We start from the raw sequence: 21992 nt of genomic DNA, 5'->3' as shown, positions 1-21992 counted from the left end.
CTGCTCATAAAATCTATAAAGGCGCTTTTGTTTTTCTTATACCGAGTTGAAAAGAGGTTTGTTTAATGGAAAAAACAAAAAGGCCGTTAGTTTTGGCTGCCGTCATGTTGACGATGTTTGTCAGTGCTGTCGAAGCTACAATTGTCTCAACGGCTATGCCGAGTATTGCTGCTGAGTTAGGCGGTTTTTCACAATATAGCTGGGTGTTCTCGGCATATTTATTAATGAGTACTGTAACCGTCTTACTCTACGGCAAGCTATCAGACATCTTTGGGCGTAAACGGATTTTTACTGTAGGAATGCTTTTATTTTTACTCGGTTCTTTGTTATGTGGGTTGGCCACATCGATGGATGAGCTGATTATTTTCCGCTTTGTTCAAGGCCTTGGAGCAGGTGCGGTTATGCCCATTGCCACTACGATTGTCGGAGATATATACACAAGAGAAGAACGTGCGAAAATTCAAGGTTATTTGTCAAGTGTGTGGGGAATTTCAGCTGTTACAGGTCCAGCTATCGGTGGTGTGCTTGTCGTAACTATCGGCTGGGAATATGTCTTCTGGATAAATTTACCTCTTGGTATTTTATCTTTACTAGGTGTTTTATTGTTTTTGAAAGAACCGGTCAATAACAACACGCCAGTAATCGATTTTAAAGGGGCAGCACTTTTAATGGTCGCATTATCAAGTTTATTGTATTTACTTGTAGAAGGCGGCGTATCATTTGATTGGTTATCAATACAGTCGTTTATTTTATTAGTAGTTAGCAGTTTTCTTATCATCTTATTCATACTAGTAGAGCGCGAAGCTGTAGATCCGATAATGCCTTTTGAAATTTGGCGAAATAAAACCATTCTTTTTGCGAATCTTGTTTCTTTAGCGACAGGAGTTATTTTAATTGGGATATCGAGTTATTTGCCTACTTATGTAACTGGGGTTATGGAGCAACCGGCGGCAATTGCTGGCTTCACATTAACGGCTATGTCTATCGGTTGGCCTTTGGCCGCATTTTTCTCTGGAAGACTTTTGCTGAAAATTGGGTATTTTAAAACCTCATTAGCTGGTGGAGTATTCCTTGTAATTGGATCTTTGTTATTTGTTTTGATGCAACCTAGTTTTGGTCCTTTATGGGCAGCGATGTCGAGTTTTGCTATTGGCATTGGAATGGGGTTAACCAGCACGGCTTTTATCGTATCGATTCAAGCTGCCGTTTCCTATAAACAGCGAGGGGCGGCTACAGCTTCAAATATGTTTATGCGAAACTTAGGTAGTACGATTGGAGTTGCGCTACTCGGTAGCATTTTGAACAGTTCATTATTGCGTTATTTTGCTGAAAATGGTCAAAGTTATTCATTGAGCTCAATCAATGATTTGTTGAGTAAAAAAACGCGTATCGAATTGCCTGTCGAGGCATTAAACTTTCTTCAGCAAGCATTAGCCGAGGCTCTTCAAATCGTATATTTAGTGACCGCATTTTTCGCTATGCTTAGCCTTATTTTGATTTTAGGGCTTCGCGGCCAAAGAGGGGTGAAGAGCAATGTCAAATGAAGAATTAATCATTAAAGTGTTGGCAGAAGAAGGCAATATGAGAAAAGCGGCAGAACGATTATTTTTGTCGCAACCAGCTTTGTCACAGCGTCTTCAAACCATCGAAAAAGACTGGGGTCAGCAATTGTTCATTCGATCTCAAAAAGGACTTTCACCAACACCTGCTGGAGAATTGGTTATTCAGTATGCCAATGAGACAATCCAGCGAAAAGAAGAAGTTTTTGAAGTGCTCCATACGTTAACATCAAAAGTGCATGGCACATTAAAAATTGCTTGTGCTACCATTATCGGGCAAAATTGGCTGCCGAAAGTTTTGAAGGATTTTGTCACGCTTTATCCGGAAGCAAAAATCCAGTTGATTACAGGCTGGAGTTCGGAAATTGTTCGTGCGCTTTACGATGGCGAAGCACATATTGGAATTGTTCGTGGTCATACAGATTGGAAAGGACCAAAATTGCATTTGTTTAAAGATACTTTGTATTTAGTGGACAAAGAAATTCGTTCACTTGAAGAACTTCTTCAAACAGAGCGACCATTTATTCAATTTAAAAGTGATTCGACTTATTATGAAGAAATTCAGCAATGGTGGCAAAAACATTTTGCTTCCAATCCGAAGCGTCAAATAACAGTAGATCAAATCGAGACCTGTAAACAAATGGCTGTAAATGGAATTGGTTATGCCATATTGCCTTCAATTACGCTGACTGGTACCGAAGATGTACATATGATGCCATTAACAAATGACGAAGAAGAATTAGAATTGACGCGTGATACATGGCTGATTGGTTATGAATCAGCTTTCCAGTTGCGACAAGTTGAAGCATTTGTGGATATAGTCAAAAAACATGCCACTTTATTAAGGTGAAGTGGATGAATTTTTATACTAAATCAGATATAATAACAACATCACATAACAGAAAGAGGTTTTATTGATGAAACAAATGGATGCAAATGAAATTATTTCGTACATACAAAATGCAAAAAAAGCGACTCCCGTTAAAGTTTACATAAAAGGCCAAGGCGTTGCTGATTTAGATTATGGTAAAGATTCAAAAGTATTCGGAGAAGGCAACTCAGTAACTGTATTTGGTGAATGGACAGATATTCAAGCAGCATTAGAAGCAAATGCTTCTGTCATCGAAGATTCTGTTGTGGAAAACGATCGCAGAAATTCAGCGATTCCAATGTTAGATATGAAAAACATCAACAGCCGTATTGAACCGGGTGCATTTATCCGTGAAAATGTTGAAATCGGCAATAACTGTATCATCATGATGGGTGCTGTGATCAACATTGGTTCAGTTATCGGAGATGGTACGATGATCGATATGGGCGTTATTATGGGCGGCCGTGCAACTGTCGGGAAAAACTGTCACATTGGAGCAGGCGCAGTACTAGCAGGCGTAATCGAGCCGGCATCAGCTACCCCTGTTATTGTTGAAGATGATGTGATGATCGGTGCTAATGCAGTCGTTCTTGAAGGTGTTCGCATTGGTAAAGGTGCAGTTGTTGCAGCTGGCGCTATTGTCATCGAAGATGTACCTGAAAACTCAGTAGTAGGTGGAACGCCAGCACGTGTCTTGAAATTGATGGATGCAAAAACTCGTTCAAAAACAGAAATCAAACAAGAATTAAGACAGCTATAATCGGTGAATCCAATGGAATTAGTGAAAATTAGAAGAGCTTTGCATCAAATTCCGGAAATTGGTTTTCAAGAAGTAAAAACGCAAGCATATTTGATGGACATTATTTCTCAGTTCTCGCAAGAGCGGTTAGAAATAGTGAAATGGCGTACAGGAATCGCAGTCAAAGTATTGGGTGAAAATCCAACAAAGCTAATTGGCTGGAGAACAGACATAGATGCTTTGCCAATAACAGAAGAAACCGGCTTAGAGTTTCAATCGACTCATCCAGGGTTTATGCATGCTTGCGGTCACGATGTGCACATGACAATAGCCATTGGTTTGTTGCAAAAGCTAATTGAAAAACCAATTAATGACGATGTGGTTATTTTATTTCAGCCAGCTGAAGAAGGTCCGGGAGGCGCATTGCCTTTTCGAGAATGGCTGAAAAATGAAAAGCCTGATTTTCTTCCGGATATGATTTCTGCATTGCATATTGCACCAGAACTGCCTGTTGGCACGGTGGGTACACGACCAGGATTATTGTTTGCGAATACTTCTGAGTTGTTTATAGACCTTCATGGCAAAGGGGGCCATGCCGCTTTTCCTCACTTAACAGAAGACATGGCGGTTGCTGCTGCTTCATTGCTTATGCAATTGCAGACCATTGTTAGCCGAAATGTAAATCCCATGGACTCAGCTGTCCTAACAATTGGCAAGCTTAGTGCTGGAACAGTACAAAACATTATCGCTGAACATGCGCGTCTGGAAGGAACCATTCGCACACTGAACAGTGAATCCATGAGCCAGATGAAAAAGCGAATTGAAGCAATTTGTCGTGCCGTAGAAGAAGCGTACATTTGTCGAGTTAACATTGATTACGGGTCGAGTTATCTCGAAGTCAATAATGATCATGTGATGGCTGAAAAATTCTTAGATTATGCGAGCCAAGTACCAGACATTCAGGTCATACGCAGCGAAGCGGCAATGACTGGCGAGGACTTTGGCTATTTTACTGAGCAACTTCCTGGTGTGATGTTTTGGGCAGGCGTTGCTTCCTCTTATGGGTTGCATCACGCAAAGTTAAATCCAAATGAACAAGTATTAACATTCATGCCAGATTTTCTACATGGCTTCTTTTTAGAACTATAAGAACAGGTAGCTTCGGCTGCCTGTTCTTTTTTTAGTAAGAAAATTAAACCATTTTTTATTGTGAGAATATGGAACTATTTTCAATTCGTAGCGTACTAATAAAGAGACGAGTAAAAGGGGGATCAACATGCATAGACGCTTGCTGGCATTTTTTGCTTTTGCATTGCTAATTAGTTTTTTTATCTTGCCACAACCATCTTTAGGGGCGCCGCAAATCACGATAGATTCGAGTGCCGGTTTTCAAAACAAAGTAAAATACGAAAAAGGGTTGCCGTTGCAGTTTACGATAACCAATGACGGGTCGGCTTTTTCTGGTGACTTAGTACTTAGTTTTTCAGAGACTTATAATCTCGGAGCCGGAATAGCAATGCCAATTGAGCTTGCTGAAGGAGAGACAAAAACGGTGCAAATCGCGGCATCCGGATTAACGGATACCTATTATTCAGGAGGAACGGGTGACCAAAACATTTTCTTGTTTGAAGGTGGATGGAAAGACGGGAAATCTATTGCTTTTAAAGGAAGTAAAAAGATTCAACCCTCTAATTATTCACCTATGTCCTTATTTGTAGCAACGTTAACAGACAATCAAGATCGTCTATTACCTTTAAAGCAACTTTCGATACCGAATAGTGAAGGTGTGGAAGTATTTCATCTAAATCAATTAAAGAATTTCACTTTACCAACCGAAGCGCAAGCATGGGACATGATTGATTTTCTAGTTATCGATGAATTTTCCTATAGTGATTTACCAGCACCTACACAACAAGCTATTTTGCTATGGCTTCAGCAAGGCGGACATGTGATTACAGGTTCATCAAGTAATTTAGAAGCGGAGCTCGGAAATTTAAGCGAGTACTTGCCTTTAAATTTAGCAGATTCCAAAGAAATGACAATTCCAGGACTTGAAAAACCGGTTCCTGTGTTTGAGGCAACTGCTAAAGAAGGAGCAGTAGTCAAGCTACAAGAAGATGGTCAAGTTCTAGCGGCATCACAGTCTGTTGGATCTGGTAGTTTGACACAAACGAGTTTTTCACTTGGTGATGAAACCGTTTCCGGTCAAAAAGGTTATAGTCAAATGATTTCGAATTTCTTCCCGTCATCTGTCGCAAACTATAATGCGATGGGTGGGCAATCGATTCTTGATTATATGACGTATGAAGTTGGGAGTGTTAACGAACTATTTGATAGCTTTGAAGTGTCAAAACCATTCATTATTACGATTATCGTGCTATATATTTTATTAATTGTCCCTATTTTATATATCGTACTTAAGAAAAAGGACAAACGTGAATATGCTTGGTTTATCATTCCAACTATCGCATTATTGACTTCAATTGGATTATTCGCTTTTGGAGCAAAAGATCGTATCGGAAATCCGCAAATTCAACAAACTGGATTTTTTGAAGTGGATGCTGATAGTGGATTAAAAGGTTATTACGTCAATTCGTTACTGTCAAACCGCGGAGGAAATTATGAATTTACAGCCCCATCATCTACTACCATGACGCATCGCTTAGCTAGTGAATTTTCATCCACACAGCCATATTTATCGGCCATGTTGGAAAAAGGAGCTGCAAGTAACCAAATGACCTTACGCGATATGCGTTATTGGTCTGTTGGTTCGATTATGGGCCAATCATATATTGAAGACAGTGGGGACTTCGGTATCGATTTGGAAGTCGCAAATGAAAAAATTATCGGAACCATTCAAAACAATTTTCCATTTGCAGTCGAAAGTGTTTCAATTTGGACTGGCACACGTCTTATAGACATTGGCAAGTTAAATCCAGGGGAAGAGTTAGTTGTAGATGAAACAGTTCAATCCGCTATTTTGTCACCAGCTGCGCCAATTGGTCAGTCTTATAGTTATCAGCCAATCGCGGATTTAAAAGAGTTAGAAAAAGCACGTCGTCAAACATTACTTTCAACGTCTTATGAGCAATTGTCACAAAATGGAAAAACACCGTATGTAATCGGATACACACAAGATGCAATCGTTCCAATTACGCTTGAAAACCAACGGGCATCTGTTGAATCAGTTCATCTTATTGCGCAAAGCTTTACACCAAAACTAAGCTTGAGTGGTGCGATTACTTTAAATACAGATGTTTTCTCGATGAACCTTGCATCGGCGAATAACAATAGCTATTTCGAAAATATACCAAACGATCCTTACTTGTATTACCTAGAGCCAGGGGAGTACGAACTGACATATACATTGCCAGAAGATGTGGAGCTAAAAAAAGCTGCTTGGGATGAATTATCAGTGACCAAGTCTGCGACAAATTTGACTGTTAGTATATTCAATTATGAAAGTGAAGAATATGATGAAATTACCGAGTCTAATCAAAAATTCACCGACAATGCAAAAGATTATTTGAATGCAGAAGGCGCTATTAAACTAAAGTTAAACATGACTGAAAATAATTCTGGAATTCCTGAAGTGGTTGTGCCAAAAGTTAAATTGAAAGGAGTGATTGCTCCGTGATTGAAACAATCGGATTAACAAAAAAATACGGTTCGTTTTACGCACTTCAGGATTTGAATTTGGTTGTAGAAGATAGCACAGTTTTTGGTTTTGTTGGTGCAAACGGAGCAGGAAAATCAACGACTTTTTCGATTTTGGCAACACTTCTTCAACCTACAGCAGGAGATGCTTTTATCAATGGGATGAGTGTTACTAAAAATCCTCAAGAAGTACGTAAACAAATTGGCTATGTGCCCGATTTTTTTGGTGTTTACGATCAACTAAAAACAGATGAATATTTAGATTTTTACGGTGCGAGTTATGGTATTAAACCAAAAGAGCGTGCTGTATTAATTCCAAAGCTTTTAGAGTTGGTCAACTTAGAGAACAAACGATATGAATATGTCGATTTATTATCTCGAGGGATGAAACAACGGCTCTGTCTAGCGCGTGCGTTAATTCACGATCCGAAAATATTGATTTTAGATGAACCGGCATCAGGACTAGATCCACGTGCACGTGTGGAAATGAGAGATATTTTAAGAGAGCTAAAAGCAATGGGGAAAACCATTTTAATCTCGTCTCACATACTTCCAGAACTTGCGGAGATGTGTGACAGTATTGGAGTAATTGATAATGGTAAATTGATTGCACAAGGCTCCGTTGCTGACATTCAAGCGCAATTACAAAGTGAAAAAGTGCTTCGTGTCAAAATTGTTGGAGATATGCAATCAGTTGTTTCGTTTTTTGAAATGGATCCATTTGTTTCTCAAATTGTGGAACTGCAAGGTAAAAACACACTTCAATTTTTCTATCGCGGTAGTGAAGAAGATCAACTGCAATTGTTGCAACGCGCAATTCAACAAAAATTGCCGATTCTATCATTTTCAGAAGAAGAAACAGATTTGGAAGATGTCTTTATGGCGATTACAAAAGGAGTGGAAATTGGATGAAAACCCTATTTACCAATCCAGTACTGGTCAAAGAACTTAAATTGCGCTTCCGTAACTTGAAAAGTTTTACGGGTATTTTGTTTTACTTAATCGCGATGAGCGTATTTGTTTTTGGTTTTATCTTTCTAGCCACATCTTTAACTGGCAATGGATTTTTCCGTCCAGATGAAAGTTTTATGCTATTTACCATGATGACGTATATTCAGTTAGGATTGATTTTATTCATTACGCCCGCCTTGACAGCAGGTACGATTAGTACGGAACGTGAAAAACAAACTTTGAATATTTTACTAACGACATCGCAAACATCTTTCCAAATCATATTTGGTAAAATGACATCATCGATCGCATTTTTATTGTTGATGATTGTGTCTGGTTTACCTATTTACAGTTTAGTCTTCTTATACGGAGGCGTTTCTCCAAGCCAATTATTATATATTTTCCTATTTTATATGCTGACGTTACTCGCAATTGCGAGCATTGGGGTCATGTTTTCGACATTGATCCGAAAAACCATAGTTGCTATCATCGCAACTTATGGAGCCATGATTTTTCTTGCGGGTGTCACCGCATTCTTTCTATTAATCTCAGTTCAAGTTTCTCAAATGGGCATGACTTCACCTGCGACAACCATGTCGCCAATGGCTCATTTTTGGGCAACGATTAATCCACCGGCAGTTTTGCTGACCTTATTACAGCCACCGATGGAGGAGCAATTGCAAACTGTGACGATGGTAACCATTCCATTATGGATAGGGTACACCATTTTTTATATTTTACTAACAGCTGGTAGTCTATTGTTAGCTGTGAAAAAATTACGCGTGAATATGAATAAATACAAATAAGGAGGGACTCTTATGAACAATCGTGATATTCGCAACTATGTCAAGAAAGTAGAGCGCATTTTGAAGATGCTTCATATCGGACGTAGTTTTCAGTTTGCTTTCTTTACAGGGCTAATGTTAGCGGTAGCATTGCTTTTCGTATCACGGTTGTTCGTGCTTCCTTATTATGAATTTTATGCATATGCAGCAGGAACAACCGTATTAATTGGTTGGCTATTATTGTCTTTAAAAGGACTTCCAACTGTGCAACAAGCAGTACAAGAATTAGATCGCTTCACACCGCATAATCAGTTATTGACGGTGTGGAAGCTGACAGAGCACAATAAACTGGCAGAAGAATTGACTTCTAAGACAGCGCAAACTATTCCATACAGCTATCAATTATTTCGGAAAGAACGCAAAGTGTGGTTACGTCCTAAATGGTTGATAGGTGCTGTAATCAGTGCTGCTCTAATGCTTTTGCTTTTAGTTTTTCCAAGTAATTTACAAAATCAAGCAAATGATGTGGAAAAAGAACTTGAATTAGTTGAAGAGCTTAAAAAAGAAATTGATGATATTAAAAAGCAAGCAGAATCAGAAATGGTAAAAAAAGAAGTAGAAGCATTAAATGCAACGATAGAAGAAAAAGAAAACCCAGAAGATATTTTAAAAGAAATTGTGAAAAAACAAAAAGAATTGGAATTGAAAAAACGACAATTAGCGGGAGACAAAAATGCTGATGCTAAAAAGACGAGTGAGAACTTAGAAAAAGCAGCCGATCAATTAGCTGAACAAGCGGGTAAGACTCAAACGACTTTAAGCAATATGGGAAAACGCGTAGCATTTCCGTTGCAACAAACAATTGCCAACCGTGAACAATCGAACGAAAGTAAACAAGACGGTTCTAATGAAGGCGAATCATCTGAAACTACCGGTGAATCTGGTACGAGTGGACAAGCATCAGAAACAAAAGAAAACGAATCAACTGATCAAGAAGGTTCACAAAATAGCGAGTCTCAAGGAGAAAGTCAGGGGCAAGGACAAGCTCAAGGTCAAGGTCAAGGTCAAGGCCAAGGCCAAGGCCAAGGCCAAGGCCAAGGCCAAGGCCAAGGTCAAGGTCAAGGACAGGGCCAAGGTGGTAGTGGAGCTGGTACAGGAAAAGGCAGCCGTGATTTATTGACGGTACCTACTCGAATCGGTGGCCAAGGACAAACAACAGTCGACAGTGGAGAAGTTGGAGAAGGCGGAGCAGCTGGTGAACAAACTGGAATTGTTTCCGCAACAAAAGGAACTGTTCGCCCCTATGCAGATATAGTAGGAGATTATTCAGCATCGTATTTTTCAAGTGCTGATCGTCTGCAATTGCCACCTGACTTGCAAACCATTGTAGAACAATACTTTACAGATATTGAAACCGACAATTAGAAAAGAGGGTTTTCATGACATACACAACGGATCAATTTACAGAGATGAGTCAGTTGCTTCAAGAAGTAAAAACGGAAATCGGGCGTTTTATCGTCGGACAAGAAAGCGCAGTTGAGTTTTCTTTATACGCCATTTTAGCAGATGGTCACGCCTTACTAGAAGGGCTTCCGGGTCTTGGTAAAACAATGTTAATACGAACTATTTCGGATGTGCTTGATTTGTCGTTTTCAAGAATTCAGTTTACACCCGATTTAATGCCTTCGGATATTACCGGAACCAGCCTGATCGAACGAGACGCGCAAGGACGCCAGCAATTTACGTTTAGAGAAGGACCGATTTTTCATCAAATGGTATTAGCGGATGAAATTAACCGTGCAACTCCTAAAACTCAAAGTGCGTTGCTTGAAGCAATGGGAGAAAAGACGGTGACGATTCTAGGAGACACGAAAGAAATGGCACGACCATTTTTTGTTTTGGCTACTCAAAACCCCATTGAGATGGAAGGAACTTATCCATTGCCTGAAGCCCAAATGGACCGTTTTTTATGTAAAATTCTTGTTTCTTATCCAAGTCGCAATGAACTTGCTGAAATTAGTCGACGAACAACAGGAGCACAATCCATTAACCTCAGTAAAAAAATGAATACCTTTAGTTTGATCGAGGCGCAGCAGATGGTGAAAGAAGTGTTGATGGCAGAAGATATTTTAATGGTCGCTGTCGACATCATTCAAAATACGCACCCGGAGCATTCAGAACATCAAGAAATTCAACAATTTGTTCAATATGGTAGCGGTCCTCGTGGGTTGCAAAGCTTAATCCGTTTAGCTAAAGCACGTGCTTTAATGGAAGGACGTTATCATGTATCTATTGGTGATTTAAAGCATGTGGCAAAACCGGTATTGCGCCATCGTTTGTTATTAAATTATGAAGCAGAAGCCATTGGCAAACAAGCGGACGAATTAATCGACAAAGTGCTGAGCACAGCAGGTAAAGGCGTTTTGAAATGACTTTATTAAACCTCCCAGCTGATTGGGGTTCACGTCTCAGCCGCTACTCTATAGGAACAAAAGCGAAAATTAGGGGCCATCATAAAGGGTCTCATCGCTCCATGCGCTTTGGTAGTTCGCTAGATTTCTCTGACTTTCGTGAATACCATCCCGGAGATGATGTCCGCCACATTGATTGGAACGTTTACGCAAGGACCGAAAGAGTATACATTAAACGCTTTTTGGACGAACAAGAAATGCGCATTCACATTTTGCTCGATAGCTCAAAATCGATGAATAATAAATGGCTGTTTGCTAAGCAATTGGTTTTCTCACTTGGATTAATGGTATTAGGAAGTGATGACCGATTAACGGTTTCTGCTGGGCTAAAAGAAGTCGTCCCTTTTCGGAAAAAAGGAAAGTCAGCTAAAAAGTTGTTAGAGCATTTTATCTCAACAATGCCAGAACCTCAAAGTTTGTCGTTTGCAAAGCAAGCAAGCTTTCATGCAGCAAAAGATTCTACAGTTTTATTTATTGTCTCAGATGGTTTGGAACCGCTAGAAGAATGGAACTTGTTTTTCAGACAAGCTCCTGCCTATGCGCACGATATTCGGTTTATCCATATGAATACTGAAGAAGAACGGTTGCCTTCTTATAAAGGAGATCTTCGGTTTATCGATGAAGAGACGCAACAAGTGACGAGTGTGACGGTTACAGAAGAAGCGCTTCGTGCCTATAAAAAACAAAGCGAGCTTCATAGCAAAGGCTTAGAATCACTTTGTCGAACGTACGGAATCGCATATATGGCTTTACGTGTAGAAGATGGAATCGAGCAAGTATTATTCCATCAAATGATACGGAAAAATTGGATCGGATGAGGTGAAGCGGCATGAGAGCATCAAATTGGGGAATGATCTGGACAGCAGTTATGCCGCTAGCCGTTATTCTCTATTATTTTTTTAGAAAAAAATACAAAGACCAGCAGGTGTCTTCAACGTTATTCTGGCAAGAACGTATGAGAGAACTGCAAGCTTCTCCGTATTTAAAAAAACTGCAGCATCATCTATTGTTTTATTTACAATTGGCGGCGCTGCTCTTTTGTGTGTTAGCGTTAATCGAACCTTTTAGTGAATCAGAAACTTTAGCGGGCAATGATTTCATTTTTGTGGTAGATACGTCAGCGACGATGCTTGCGGGTGCACCTACTCATTTTGAACAACAGCAACAAAACATGAAAAACTTAGCTGCACAAGCTGGTGGAAAACCAGTGACAATTGTTACAACTGGTATCAGTCCGAAAGTGGTCATTCGTAATGAGCAAGATCTTGAGCAAGTCGATAAAGCCATCGATCAATTAGCGGTAAGCTTTGAAAAAGCTGAAATCGAGCAGACGATTTTATTTGCGGATACATTGGCGGTTAATGATTCCACGATTATTCATATATTTACAGATAGCTTAGACCGCTCTGTGTTCGCCAATAAAACCGGTCAAAGCTATCACATACATGGTTTTACGGAAACTTTGCGAAATGTGTCAATCCGTCAATTTGGTCTTTCAAAAATGGATAATGGAACACGCGGAATTGTTCAGTTAGTAAATAATAGTGAAGAAGCTTTACCTGCAACTGTACGTCTATCAAGTGGTAGTGTGGAAAAAGAGGTCGATGTAGAGCTGGCAGCTTCTGAAGAACGGCTTGTGCCATTTGAAGATTTACCAGATGATATGCTATGGCAAGCGACAGTAGAAGTGGCAGATGACTATTCCACTGACAACACGATGGCGACTTATTTAGCCCCACCTGTACGAGAAGTCGCGATTGAGTCGGCGTTACATGAGTTAATCGCAAGTGGTTTTCGTTCATTATCTCTAGATGTTACGTTGTTAGAGTCGAGCCAATTAAAGCCCGATTCAGGAGTGCCACTCGTGACAAATCAACGTGATTTACTCGAGGGGCCAACACCGATTTTATTGTTTGGTCGTAATGATGAAAATCCATTTAAAGTAGCAGGACAAATCGAAACAAAGGGACATCCGCTTTTTACTTATGCTTCTTTAGATGAGATTTATGTATCACAACTATATCCTCCTTTTGAAAGCTATGAAACGATCGCGACGATTGACGACCACCCGTTTATTCAAGTTTCTCCCAAAGGTGATATTGTCGTGCTGACAGATGTCCAGTTGACAGACTGGCCACTATCTCCATCATTTCCTTTGTTTTTATGGAGTGCGATGGAAAGTTTATCCGGAGATGCGGAATTTCTCGGATATTTCCAACCTAATGAACACCGGTCTGTCTCGTTAGCTTCAAAAACAGGAGAATGGGAAATCTTTCGGGAGGGCATGTACAGTCATTCTTACATAGAAGGAAGTGGCCCATTTATCGCACCAGCTGAGCCTGGCATTTATAAAGTAGTGGGTGATGAAAAAGAGATGACGATGATTGTACAGCTAAATTCTCAAGAAAAGACGCTTTCTGCTGGTTCGACTTATAAAATGGGACAAGTAGAAGCTGTGCAAGATATGGTTCGCTTTTCTTTTGTGCCGTTTCTAATCGGACTGATTTTGCTGTTAGTTGTTGTGGAATGGGAGGTGTACCGCCGTGGAATTACAACTCGGTAATCCAATTTGGCTATTATTACTCATCCCGGCCATCATCTATTTTGGCTGGTTTGCCCTCAGAAATTTTTCTGCTAGCTCTAAACTAGTGAAAATTATTTTTTTCCTTAGAACTGCGGCAGTCGTTTTACTGATCTTTGCTTTAGCTACACCATCGCTATTTAGTCCGGTAAAAGAAGAGCAAGTTATTTTCTTATTGGATCGATCGGCTTCTCTTGAAGGACTTGAAACTGAGATGGCAGCAGCAGTAGAAGACGCATTAAGCGCAAAAAAAGAGCATCAATCAGTTGCGGTTTATACGTTTGCAGAAGATTTTCAAAGTCTTTTACCAATGACAAAAAATCCTCAAACTTTGCCTGCAGAAGTAAGTGTTAGTCAAAATAGCAACACCAATATTGCACGTGCGTTAGAGCTCGCTTCAAATAGTGGAGATACCGACTTGGCGACACGATTAGTCATTTTAACGGATGGCAATGAAACACAATCATCTGCAATTGAAAGTTTAAATCGCTTGCAGTCTGATCGACTTCAAGTAGATATATGGCCAATTGAACAAATTACCAAAAATGATATGGCGATCAGTCGTTTTGAAACACCGTCTCGTGCATTTTTAGGAGAAGCTCAATCTTTTACAATTGCTGTGGATTCAGATAAAGAAGCCAAGGCAAAATTAATTTTCTCCGCTAATGATGTAGATTTAGATGTTCAAGAAATCGACGTGCTCGAAGGTCAGAATGTTTATAGTTATTCGTATCCTGCGAACGTTGAAGGCCTTCAAAAATACGAAGTGCGTTTAGAGACGGAAAAAGACTCGTATCTTGAAAACAATACATTGTTTAGTATTACAGAAGTTGCTGGGAATCCAGAAGTTTTAGTAGTGAATGGTGGCGAACCGAGTCCAATTCCGACGTTATTAGATACAGAAAATTTACGTGTAACAGAACTCACTTCAACGCAATTGCCGAGTAGTCTTTCTGCTATGCTCCGCTATGACTCAATTATTTTTGATAATGTATCAGGAACAGCTATTGGGGAGCAGCAAATGGCGATTATTGAACAAGCAGTAAGGCAATTTGGTGTTGGTTTTATGATGGTCGGTGGGGATCAAAGTTTTGGTCTTGGTGGTTATTTTAAAACACCAATCGAACGTTTATTGCCAGTAGAAATGGAAGTGAAAGGCAAGCACGAATTGCCTTCGCTTGGTTTAATGATTGTCATGGATCGGTCAGGAAGCATGATGGGGTTGAAGATGGAGCTAGCTAAAGAAGCAGCTGCTAGGTCTGTTGAGCTTTTGCGTCCCGATGATACGTTAGGAGTCATCGCTTTTGACGACCAACCGTGGGAAATTTTACCGACTGGAAAAGTGGACGACCCGAAAAAAGCTGCAGATAAAATTTTAAGTATTACACCAGGTGGGGGTACTGAAATTTACCGGTCGTTAGAACAAGCCTATAGTGAACTTGAGGATTTGGAATTGCAACGAAAACATATTATCCTGTTAACAGATGGTCAATCTTCAACGTCTAATGATTATGATGCATTAATCGAAAATGGAAAAGACCATAACATTACATTGTCGACCGTTTCTATTGGTCAAGATGCAGATCGAAACTTACTCGAACAATTAGCAGCTACTGGTAACGGTCGATTTTACGATGTAACAGATGCCACGACAATTCCGGCAATTTTATCAAGAGAGACCATTATGATGTCACGAACTTATATCGTCGACGAACCGTTTTACCCTATTGTTTATGATAGTCAATGGAATAATTTATTTGCAAATGGTGTCCCCCAATTAAATACGTATATTGCAACAACTGCAAAAAGCACAGCATCCGTTGCTCTTGAAAGTGAGGAAGAAGATCCAATACTTGCGAGCTGGAACTACGGACTCGGCAAAACAATTGCCTATACATCTGGAAGCGGAGCATGGAGCGGAGATTTTCAAAGCTGGTCGAACTGGTCCGATTTTTGGAACCAAAGCGCTGCTGAATTATTGCCATCATTTGAAGAAATTCCTTTTTCAGTAGTTCGCAAAGAACAAGGCGTTTATTCGATTGAAGATCCTACAAATAGCTCAGCAATTTTGACGGTTACTGCAGTTGATGAACAAGGTAACGAGATCCCGCTACAAACGGAACCTGTAGCTCCAGGACAAGTAGATGTGAAAATAGATACTCCACCAGGATTGATCTTTTTTAGCATTAGTAATGAAACTGGAGCAGCTTACAAAATAGGCCTGACCATCCCTTATGGCGATGAATTTAAAGTCGCAGATGCAAACATATCTTTAATGACAACGCTAACTGAGCGTACAGGTGGACAGCTATTAGAGACACTTGATGAGTCATTCCGCGATATGTCTTATACTAGTGGTTCTATTCGTTCGATTCAGCTGCTGTTGTTATTTATTGCAATGCTACTATTCTTTACCGACATCACACTCAGACGATTTGGTTTGACAGTTCCTAGGTTGAAACAAAATGCCATAAAAGAAGAGTCCGATTCACACGGAGCGATTGATCAATTAATAAAAGCGAAAAAGAAGAAATAACGTTCTTAAGTAGCTATTATCTTATTTTAACTAAAAAAGTAGCTCAGACCTTTTGGTCTGAGCTACTTTTTTGTCTAGTTCTTAACTCCGGCTTGTAGCCAAAAGTTGTTGTTTTCTCATGGACCATGTGTTGGCGATAAAGAAACATGTGATTAAAATAGCTGTTCCTAAAATATAAGGATAACTCATGTCGATATCGAAAAGAATCCCTGCGAGTGCAGGTCCAAACATATTCCCAAGACTCATATAGGCATTGTTCATACCAGCTGCAAAACCTTGTTCGTCTCCTGCTAATTTCGAAATCAAGGTATTAATGGCTGGACGTAACAACGAAGCTGCTGTGAAAAATACCGCAGATACTAAAAGAATTGCCCAAAACGAACTAACAAATAAGATACCAATCATCCCAGCAGCTGAGATTAAGAGATTAACAAGAATCACTTTCATCTCGCCAAAACGCTTGAAGAGCTTGTCGATGACAAAGGTTTGAACAACAACTCCTACAAACCCGCCGACTGTGATTAATACCGCAATTTCTTTTGGTGTAAAACCGAATTTCTTATCGGCATACAAAGCGATTGTCGATTGGAAGTTGGATAATCCAAATGCGAAAATGAACATCACCAATAACATGACAAAGTATGGGGTATAAGTCGATCTTTTCATCTGTTGAAGCAGGTTTTCAGACTTTGCATCGGCTGCTTGTATAGTAGGTACGACATTTGGCAACACTGCAAAAGAGATAAAAGCTGCGATTAATGCCACAGAAGTCGCGATATAAAATGGAAACTGAATACTAACTTCGGCTAAAAATCCACCGATACCAGGTCCAATCATAAAACCTAAAGACATTGAAGCACCGAGAAGGCCCATGCCTTTGCCTCGTTCTTCATAAGTCGTGATATCTGCAACAAATGCCATCATAGGAGGGATTAAGAAAGCGGCACCTATGCCACTAAAAAAGCGAGCAACGTAGAGTATCCATAAATGAGAAGCTAATCCGAATGCTAGCTGTGATAAACCAAAAACAATTAACCCGAAAATGATTAATTTTTTTCGTCCATGTTTATCCGAAAGTTTACCGGAAAGAGGAGAGAATAAGAATTGAGCTAAGGCAAATGTGGCAATTAAGGTACCAAGAGCTTGACCAGCAACTCCAAATGTATCTAAGTAGGCAGGCATAATTGGAATGATTAATCCAATCCCACTCATGGCGATGAACATATTGAACATCAACACATAAAGAGCATATTTATTTGATTTTATGGCCATTAAGAGACCTTCTTTCGTAATTATTTCGCTTCACTAAATTTTAGCGTATAGAATCTACATACTATACCTTAAAACAAATAAAAAAAACAGGCAAACGTTCTGCCTGTCAGTTGTCCATGTCCATTTTAAATTCTAAAAATAATTCGTTATAAGTCCCCAGCATCTCAAGACCTAAATTCTCATATACTTCTAAACGCTCTCGGAGTTCTACTGGCGGATAAAAACGCTCATCTTCAGTTACTTCAGGATCCATTAAGGTGACGGCTTTTTCATTAGGTGTAGAGTAACCTACATAATCTGCATTTTGAGCTGCAACTTCTGGGTCTAACATGAAATTAATGAAAGCATGAGCACCTTCAATATTTCCTGCTGTCTTCGGAATAATCATATTATCAAACCATAAATTTGATCCTTCTTTAGGTACAGAGTAATCGATGTCTTCATTGATCCACATCATATCGGCTGCTTGCCCAGACCAAGTAACCGCAACGGCAGCTTCCTCACGACGCATCAGTTCAACAATTTCATCGCCGATAATGGCCTTAACATTAGGACCCATAGTTTTTAACTTATCTGTTGCTTCTCGCAACTCATCCACATTAGTCGAGTTTAATGAATAACCAAGACTATTTAAGCCAAGACCAATAATTTCACGCGCACTATCGACGAGAATAACTTCTTGTTCCAGTGAAGGGTTCCATAAATCGTCCCAGCTCTCAAAAGTTTGACCTTCAAGTAAAGTTGGATTGAACGCAATTCCAACCGTTCCCCAGAAATAAGGAATCGAGTATTCATTGCCTGGATCAAATGGCAGATCAAGAAAATAAGGATCGATATTTGTTAAATTTGGAACGAGTGAATGGTCAATTGGATGCAATAAGTCATTATTTTTCATTTTTTCGATGGCGTATTCAGAAGGCATGGCCACATCGTAAGTCGTGCCACCTTGCTCAATTTTAGTCATCATCGATTCATTTGAATCGAAGGTTTCATAAACGACCGAAATATTGGTTTCTTTTTCAAATTGGTCAATTAGTTCAGGATCAATATATTCACCCCAGTTGTAAACGGAAATAGTGCCGCCACCAGAAGTTGTTGAGCTTTTTTCCAAGACGTTGACGACATACAGTAATATGCCTGATATCAAGAGTATGGCTATTGCTGCTCTAGTAATTTCTTTCATAGCTTTGCACCTCTAGTTCCAGGGGATTGACCTGTACGTTGAGTAAAGAAGTAATAGCCAAGAACCAGTCCAAGAGTAACAACGAATATTAAAGCGGAAAGTGCATTAATCGTTAGTGTAATACCGGCTCTTGCCATTGAGTAAATTTCAATCGACAACGTCGAGAACCCGTTACCTGTAACAAAGAACGTCACCGCAAAATCATCTAATGAGTAAGTTAATGCAAGGAAAAATCCAGCGAAAATCCCAGGCTTAATATACGGAATAATGACGCGTGTTAAAATATCTCGTTTTGATGCGCCTAAGTCAGTTGCCGCATCAATCAATGACGTACTCATTTCTTGCAACTTTGGCAATACCATAATAACCACAATCGGAATACTAAAAGCGATGTGGGAGATTAAGACAGATGCAAAGCCAAGTTTAATGCCAATCATTGTGAACAAAATAAGGAACGATGCACCAATGATAACATCGGGACTCACTATCAAAATCGTATTCAGTGACAAAACTGCATTGCGTGTTTGACGATTTCTCAAAAATACGATTCCAATAGCACCTAACACCCCGATAGCCGTTGAAAAGAGAGACGACAATAACGCAATAATCACAGTGTTCATTAAAATAATTAATAAACGTGTGTCATTAAAGACCGCTCCGTAATGTTCTAACGTAAAACCCTCAAAGCTAGACATAGTTCCGCCGCTATTAAACGAATAAAAAATCAGATAGAAAATCGGCGCATACAAAATAGCAAAGACAAGTGCCAAGTAGATTTTTGCTAGTTTACTTAGTTTTGCCATTAAGAGAGCCTCCTTTTTCTTTCTGACCGGTTAGCATCATGATAATAACCATAAACAAAATCAAAAATACAGCAATGGTGGACCCCATGCCCCAATTTTGCGTTACGAGAAATTGCTGCTCAATCGCTGTGCCAAGCGTAATAACCTTATTTCCCGCAATTAAACGCGTGATAACAAATAGCGAAAGGGCCGGGATGAATACAGCTTGTACGCCTGATTTAACGCCGTTGATCGCTAACGGGAAAATCACACGTCTAAATGTAGTGAAAGAAGAAGCGCCTAAATCACGGGATGCATCGACTAATGCTGGATTGATTTTGTCTAGTGAATTGAAAATCGGCAATACCATAAATGGAATGAAAATATAAACAGCAACAAAGATAAAACTAAAGTCAGTAAACAAAATTTGCCAAGGACCTGCTCCTATCGCATGCAATAGTTTATTAGCAGGGCCGTATAAGCCGAATATCCCGATAAATGCATAAGCCTTCAATAATAGATTAATCCACGAAGGAATAATGATTAACAATAGCCATAGCTGTTTATGTTTGGTCTTTGTTAACCAATAAGCTGTCGGATAAGCAATGATGATGGTAATTAATGTAATCAAAAATGCGTACCAGAAAGAACTTAAAGTCATACGCAAATAAACAGAGGAAAAGAAGTTTTTATAATTTTCTAATGTAAAAGTTCCTGTCAAATCTAAAAAAGAAAAATAAAAAATCAACGCAATTGGTGTGATTACAAATAAAGCAATCCATAAATAATAAGGAACGAGATATAATGGGCGCGATGGGTTATCTTTCATGAATTGTCGCTCCGTAGGACTCCAAACGTGCGTCAAAAGCTTCTTCTGATTCATTCAAACGCATAACGTGAATTGCTTCAGGTGAAAAGTCTAGTCCGATTTGAGAACCTACTTCAACTTTTTTCGTAGAGTGAACGAGCCATTCATTGCCGACTTCGTCAATTGTTGAGATTTCAAAATGTACGCCTCTAAACAATTGCGTATTAACGGTTACGGTCATTTGACCAGCGCCTTGTGAAGTGATTTCTAAGTCTTCTGGACGGATTACAATTTCTACTTGCTCGTTTGGGTTTAGACCAGCATCGACACAAACAAAGTTTTTATTCGCAAAATGTACTTGGTAATCCGCAATCATTTCTCCACTAACAATATTCGATTCTCCAATAAAATCAGCTACAAAGCGGTTAATCGGTTCATCATAAATATCCATGGGTGTACCACTTTGTTGAATTTGTCCCGCATTCATAACAAAAATCTCATCAGACATGGCGAGTGCCTCTTCCTGATCGTGGGTCACAAAAACAAAGGTTTTACCGAGACGTTGCTGAAGCTCGCGTAATTCATATTGCATTTCTGTTCTAAGTTTTAAATCAAGAGCGGATAATGGTTCATCGAGCAAAATAACTTCAGGGTCATTGATAATTGCTCGTGCGATTGCGACACGTTGTCGCTGCCCGCCGGACATCTCCGGAATTTCACGTTTTTCATATCCTTGCAAATTAACAAATGCAAGTGCTTCTTTTACACGTCGCTCAATTTCAGCACTTTTTACTTTTTTAATGCGTAAGCCGAATGCAATATTTTCAAAGACATTTAAATGAGGAAAAAGCGCATAATCTTGAAATACTGTGTTTACTTGGCGCTGGTTGGCAGGAATGCTGTTCACTTTTTTTCCTTCAATGTAAATATCACCTTTAGTGGGGATAGCAAACCCAGCTATTAAGCGAAGAATTGTCGTTTTACCACAACCTGATGGACCTAAAAGTGTATAAAATTTACCTTTTTCAAGTTCAAAGCTGACATTGTTTAAAACATTGCCGGCTCCTTCGTATGTTTGTGTAACATTTTCAAAGCGTATGATGGGTTTTTCCGTCATAAGATCCCTCCTGAGTTATAAATAAGATTGCGTTGTCACAATAATCATTTCCGTTATTCCGTTGTGATCATTGATGAGTTGATGGTGATTGGAAGCTTCATAGTAAATCGAGTCGCCGGTTGTTGCCGTATAACTATGTTCTCCAATTTGAAGCCGAACTTTACCTTCTAAAACGTATATAAATGTTTCAGCAGAAGAAGGCTCGAACTTCTTAAATGAACCTTGTGATTGCAAGGTTAAAAAAACTGGTTCTATTTCTTTCTCGTTAGAAGTAGGTATCAACCATTCGACTTCATAACCTGCTATAGAATCAATATGAGCAGTATGGTCGGCTGTAGAGTAAACCACTTTTACATTATGCTCGTCAGCGAAAAATTCTTTCGGTGTAGTCCCGAGCACTTCTAGCAATGTAAAAAAAGTCTCAATGGAAGGGGAGTTCATATCTCGTTCCAATTGAGAGATAAAACCTTTGCTTAAATCCGTTCGTTTTCCAAGTTCTTCTTGTGTCAATCCGTTTTTTAATCTGAGACGTTTAATTTTAGTTCCGATATTCATTAGAAATCTCCTCAATCCCATAAAAAGTTTAGAGAAAGTTTAGTTAAAATATACTTTTAGTTTACTAATAGAATATATTCATTATACGAGACGATTGATATTTTTCAAGAAGAAATTTATTTTCA

Annotated in this window: 18 protein-coding genes; 12 read left to right on the top strand and 6 right to left on the bottom strand. The window is 39.3% G+C overall.

Features of this window, described 5'->3' with window-relative positions:
- Window positions 1–65 precede the first annotated feature (65 nt).
- The 12 genes from BBI08_RS11825 to BBI08_RS11770 all read left to right on the top strand — a co-directional run bounded on the left by BBI08_RS11825 (window position 66) and on the right by BBI08_RS11770 (window position 16150).
- Complete coding sequence (locus BBI08_RS11825; protein WP_065528133.1) at window positions 66–1544, top strand: MDR family MFS transporter; 1479 nt, start codon at window positions 66–68, stop codon at window positions 1542–1544.
- A complete protein-coding gene (locus BBI08_RS11820; RefSeq protein WP_008498084.1) occupies window positions 1534–2409 on the top strand; it encodes a transcriptional regulator CcpC in 876 nt (291 codons plus the stop codon). The genes BBI08_RS11825 and BBI08_RS11820 overlap by 11 nt, the downstream gene beginning before the upstream one ends.
- A gap of 67 nt (window positions 2410–2476) precedes the next feature.
- The gene (gene dapD, locus BBI08_RS11815) at window positions 2477–3190 is read left to right on the top strand and encodes a 2,3,4,5-tetrahydropyridine-2,6-dicarboxylate N-acetyltransferase (RefSeq protein WP_008498083.1); all 714 of its coding nucleotides are present in this window, start codon (window positions 2477–2479) and stop codon (window positions 3188–3190) included.
- 12 nt (window positions 3191–3202) lie between these two features.
- Window positions 3203–4318, top strand: coding sequence for an N-acetyldiaminopimelate deacetylase (locus BBI08_RS11810; protein WP_008498081.1), 1116 nt, complete (start codon window positions 3203–3205; stop codon window positions 4316–4318).
- A 127-nt stretch (window positions 4319–4445) separates the two neighbouring features.
- On the top strand, window positions 4446–6806 hold the full coding sequence (locus BBI08_RS11805) for a hypothetical protein (protein ID WP_008498080.1): 2361 nt from the start codon (window positions 4446–4448) through the stop codon (window positions 6804–6806).
- Window positions 6803–7738, top strand: a complete 936-nt coding sequence (locus BBI08_RS11800) for an ABC transporter ATP-binding protein (RefSeq protein WP_065528132.1) — start codon at window positions 6803–6805, stop codon at window positions 7736–7738. Before BBI08_RS11805 ends, BBI08_RS11800 begins: the two co-directional genes overlap by 4 nt.
- On the top strand, window positions 7735–8583 hold the full coding sequence (locus BBI08_RS11795) for an ABC transporter permease (RefSeq protein ID WP_008498078.1): 849 nt from the start codon (window positions 7735–7737) through the stop codon (window positions 8581–8583). The genes BBI08_RS11800 and BBI08_RS11795 overlap by 4 nt, the downstream gene beginning before the upstream one ends.
- 12 nt (window positions 8584–8595) lie before the next feature.
- Window positions 8596–9987 carry a hypothetical protein gene (locus BBI08_RS11790; RefSeq protein WP_065528131.1) on the top strand — a complete coding sequence of 464 codons (1392 nt, stop codon included), beginning with the start codon at window positions 8596–8598 and terminating at the stop codon, window positions 9985–9987.
- Between the two features lie 14 nt (window positions 9988–10001).
- The gene (locus BBI08_RS11785; RefSeq protein WP_065528130.1) at window positions 10002–10994 is read left to right on the top strand and encodes an AAA family ATPase; all 993 of its coding nucleotides are present in this window, start codon (window positions 10002–10004) and stop codon (window positions 10992–10994) included.
- Entirely contained in the window at window positions 10991–11851 is an 861-nt protein-coding gene (locus BBI08_RS11780; RefSeq protein ID WP_065528129.1) for a DUF58 domain-containing protein, read from the top strand. The genes BBI08_RS11785 and BBI08_RS11780 overlap by 4 nt, the downstream gene beginning before the upstream one ends.
- Window positions 11852–11862: 11 nt before the next feature.
- A complete protein-coding gene (locus BBI08_RS11775) occupies window positions 11863–13596 on the top strand; it encodes a vWA domain-containing protein (protein WP_008498075.1) in 1734 nt (577 codons plus the stop codon).
- A complete protein-coding gene (locus tag BBI08_RS11770) occupies window positions 13577–16150 on the top strand; it encodes a VWA domain-containing protein (RefSeq protein ID WP_008498074.1) in 2574 nt (857 codons plus the stop codon). Before BBI08_RS11775 ends, BBI08_RS11770 begins: the two co-directional genes overlap by 20 nt.
- An 81-nt stretch (window positions 16151–16231) precedes the next feature.
- Here the strand turns inward: BBI08_RS11770 and BBI08_RS11765 are convergent, their stop codons facing one another.
- The 6 genes from BBI08_RS11765 to BBI08_RS11740 form a co-directional block, all read right to left on the bottom strand.
- Window positions 16232–17422 (bottom strand): MFS transporter, encoded by a 1191-nt coding sequence (locus BBI08_RS11765; protein ID WP_065528128.1) that lies wholly within the window; start codon window positions 17420–17422, stop codon window positions 16232–16234.
- Between the two features lie 106 nt (window positions 17423–17528).
- Window positions 17529–18605 carry an ABC transporter substrate-binding protein gene (locus BBI08_RS11760; RefSeq protein ID WP_008498073.1) on the bottom strand — a complete coding sequence of 359 codons (1077 nt, stop codon included), beginning with the start codon at window positions 18603–18605 and terminating at the stop codon, window positions 17529–17531.
- Window positions 18602–19408 carry an ABC transporter permease gene (locus BBI08_RS11755; protein ID WP_008498072.1) on the bottom strand — a complete coding sequence of 269 codons (807 nt, stop codon included), beginning with the start codon at window positions 19406–19408 and terminating at the stop codon, window positions 18602–18604. Before BBI08_RS11755 ends, BBI08_RS11760 begins: the two co-directional genes overlap by 4 nt.
- Window positions 19392–20216, bottom strand: coding sequence for an ABC transporter permease (locus BBI08_RS11750; protein ID WP_065528127.1), 825 nt, complete (start codon window positions 20214–20216; stop codon window positions 19392–19394). The genes BBI08_RS11755 and BBI08_RS11750 overlap by 17 nt, the downstream gene beginning before the upstream one ends.
- On the bottom strand, window positions 20206–21312 hold the full coding sequence (locus BBI08_RS11745) for an ABC transporter ATP-binding protein (protein ID WP_065528126.1): 1107 nt from the start codon (window positions 21310–21312) through the stop codon (window positions 20206–20208). Before BBI08_RS11745 ends, BBI08_RS11750 begins: the two co-directional genes overlap by 11 nt.
- A 15-nt stretch (window positions 21313–21327) precedes the next feature.
- Window positions 21328–21867, bottom strand: a complete 540-nt coding sequence (locus BBI08_RS11740; protein ID WP_008498070.1) for a helix-turn-helix domain-containing protein — start codon at window positions 21865–21867, stop codon at window positions 21328–21330.
- Window positions 21868–21992: the final 125 nt, after the last annotated feature.

The sequence above is a fragment of the Planococcus halocryophilus genome (assembly GCF_001687585.2).
Lineage (GTDB): Bacteria > Bacillota > Bacilli > Bacillales_A > Planococcaceae > Planococcus > Planococcus halocryophilus.
The sequence above is the reverse complement of the archived record's forward strand: the minus strand, read 5'-3'. Positions and strand labels throughout refer to the sequence as shown.

Excerpts from the sequence above, each read along its gene's own strand:
- dapD (WP_008498083.1), top strand. The coding sequence starts at position 2,477 with ATGAAACAAATGGATGCAAATGAAATTATTTCGTACATACAAAATGCA.
- BBI08_RS11740 (WP_008498070.1), bottom strand. The coding sequence starts at position 21,867 with ATGAATATCGGAACTAAAATTAAACGTCTCAGATTAAAAAACGGATTG.
- BBI08_RS11785 (WP_065528130.1), top strand. The coding sequence starts at position 10,002 with ATGACATACACAACGGATCAATTTACAGAGATGAGTCAGTTGCTTCAA.
- BBI08_RS11745 (WP_065528126.1), bottom strand. The coding sequence starts at position 21,312 with ATGACGGAAAAACCCATCATACGCTTTGAAAATGTTACACAAACATAC.
- BBI08_RS11825 (WP_065528133.1), top strand. The coding sequence starts at position 66 with ATGGAAAAAACAAAAAGGCCGTTAGTTTTGGCTGCCGTCATGTTGACG.
- BBI08_RS11750 (WP_065528127.1), bottom strand. The coding sequence starts at position 20,216 with ATGAAAGATAACCCATCGCGCCCATTATATCTCGTTCCTTATTATTTA.
- BBI08_RS11790 (WP_065528131.1), top strand. The coding sequence starts at position 8,596 with ATGAACAATCGTGATATTCGCAACTATGTCAAGAAAGTAGAGCGCATT.
- BBI08_RS11795 (WP_008498078.1), top strand. The coding sequence starts at position 7,735 with ATGAAAACCCTATTTACCAATCCAGTACTGGTCAAAGAACTTAAATTG.
- BBI08_RS11775 (WP_008498075.1), top strand. The coding sequence starts at position 11,863 with ATGAGAGCATCAAATTGGGGAATGATCTGGACAGCAGTTATGCCGCTA.
- BBI08_RS11760 (WP_008498073.1), bottom strand. The coding sequence starts at position 18,605 with ATGAAAGAAATTACTAGAGCAGCAATAGCCATACTCTTGATATCAGGC.
- BBI08_RS11780 (WP_065528129.1), top strand. The coding sequence starts at position 10,991 with ATGACTTTATTAAACCTCCCAGCTGATTGGGGTTCACGTCTCAGCCGC.
- BBI08_RS11820 (WP_008498084.1), top strand. The coding sequence starts at position 1,534 with ATGTCAAATGAAGAATTAATCATTAAAGTGTTGGCAGAAGAAGGCAAT.
- BBI08_RS11755 (WP_008498072.1), bottom strand. The coding sequence starts at position 19,408 with ATGGCAAAACTAAGTAAACTAGCAAAAATCTACTTGGCACTTGTCTTT.
- BBI08_RS11810 (WP_008498081.1), top strand. The coding sequence starts at position 3,203 with ATGGAATTAGTGAAAATTAGAAGAGCTTTGCATCAAATTCCGGAAATT.
- BBI08_RS11765 (WP_065528128.1), bottom strand. The coding sequence starts at position 17,422 with ATGGCCATAAAATCAAATAAATATGCTCTTTATGTGTTGATGTTCAAT.
- BBI08_RS11805 (WP_008498080.1), top strand. The coding sequence starts at position 4,446 with ATGCATAGACGCTTGCTGGCATTTTTTGCTTTTGCATTGCTAATTAGT.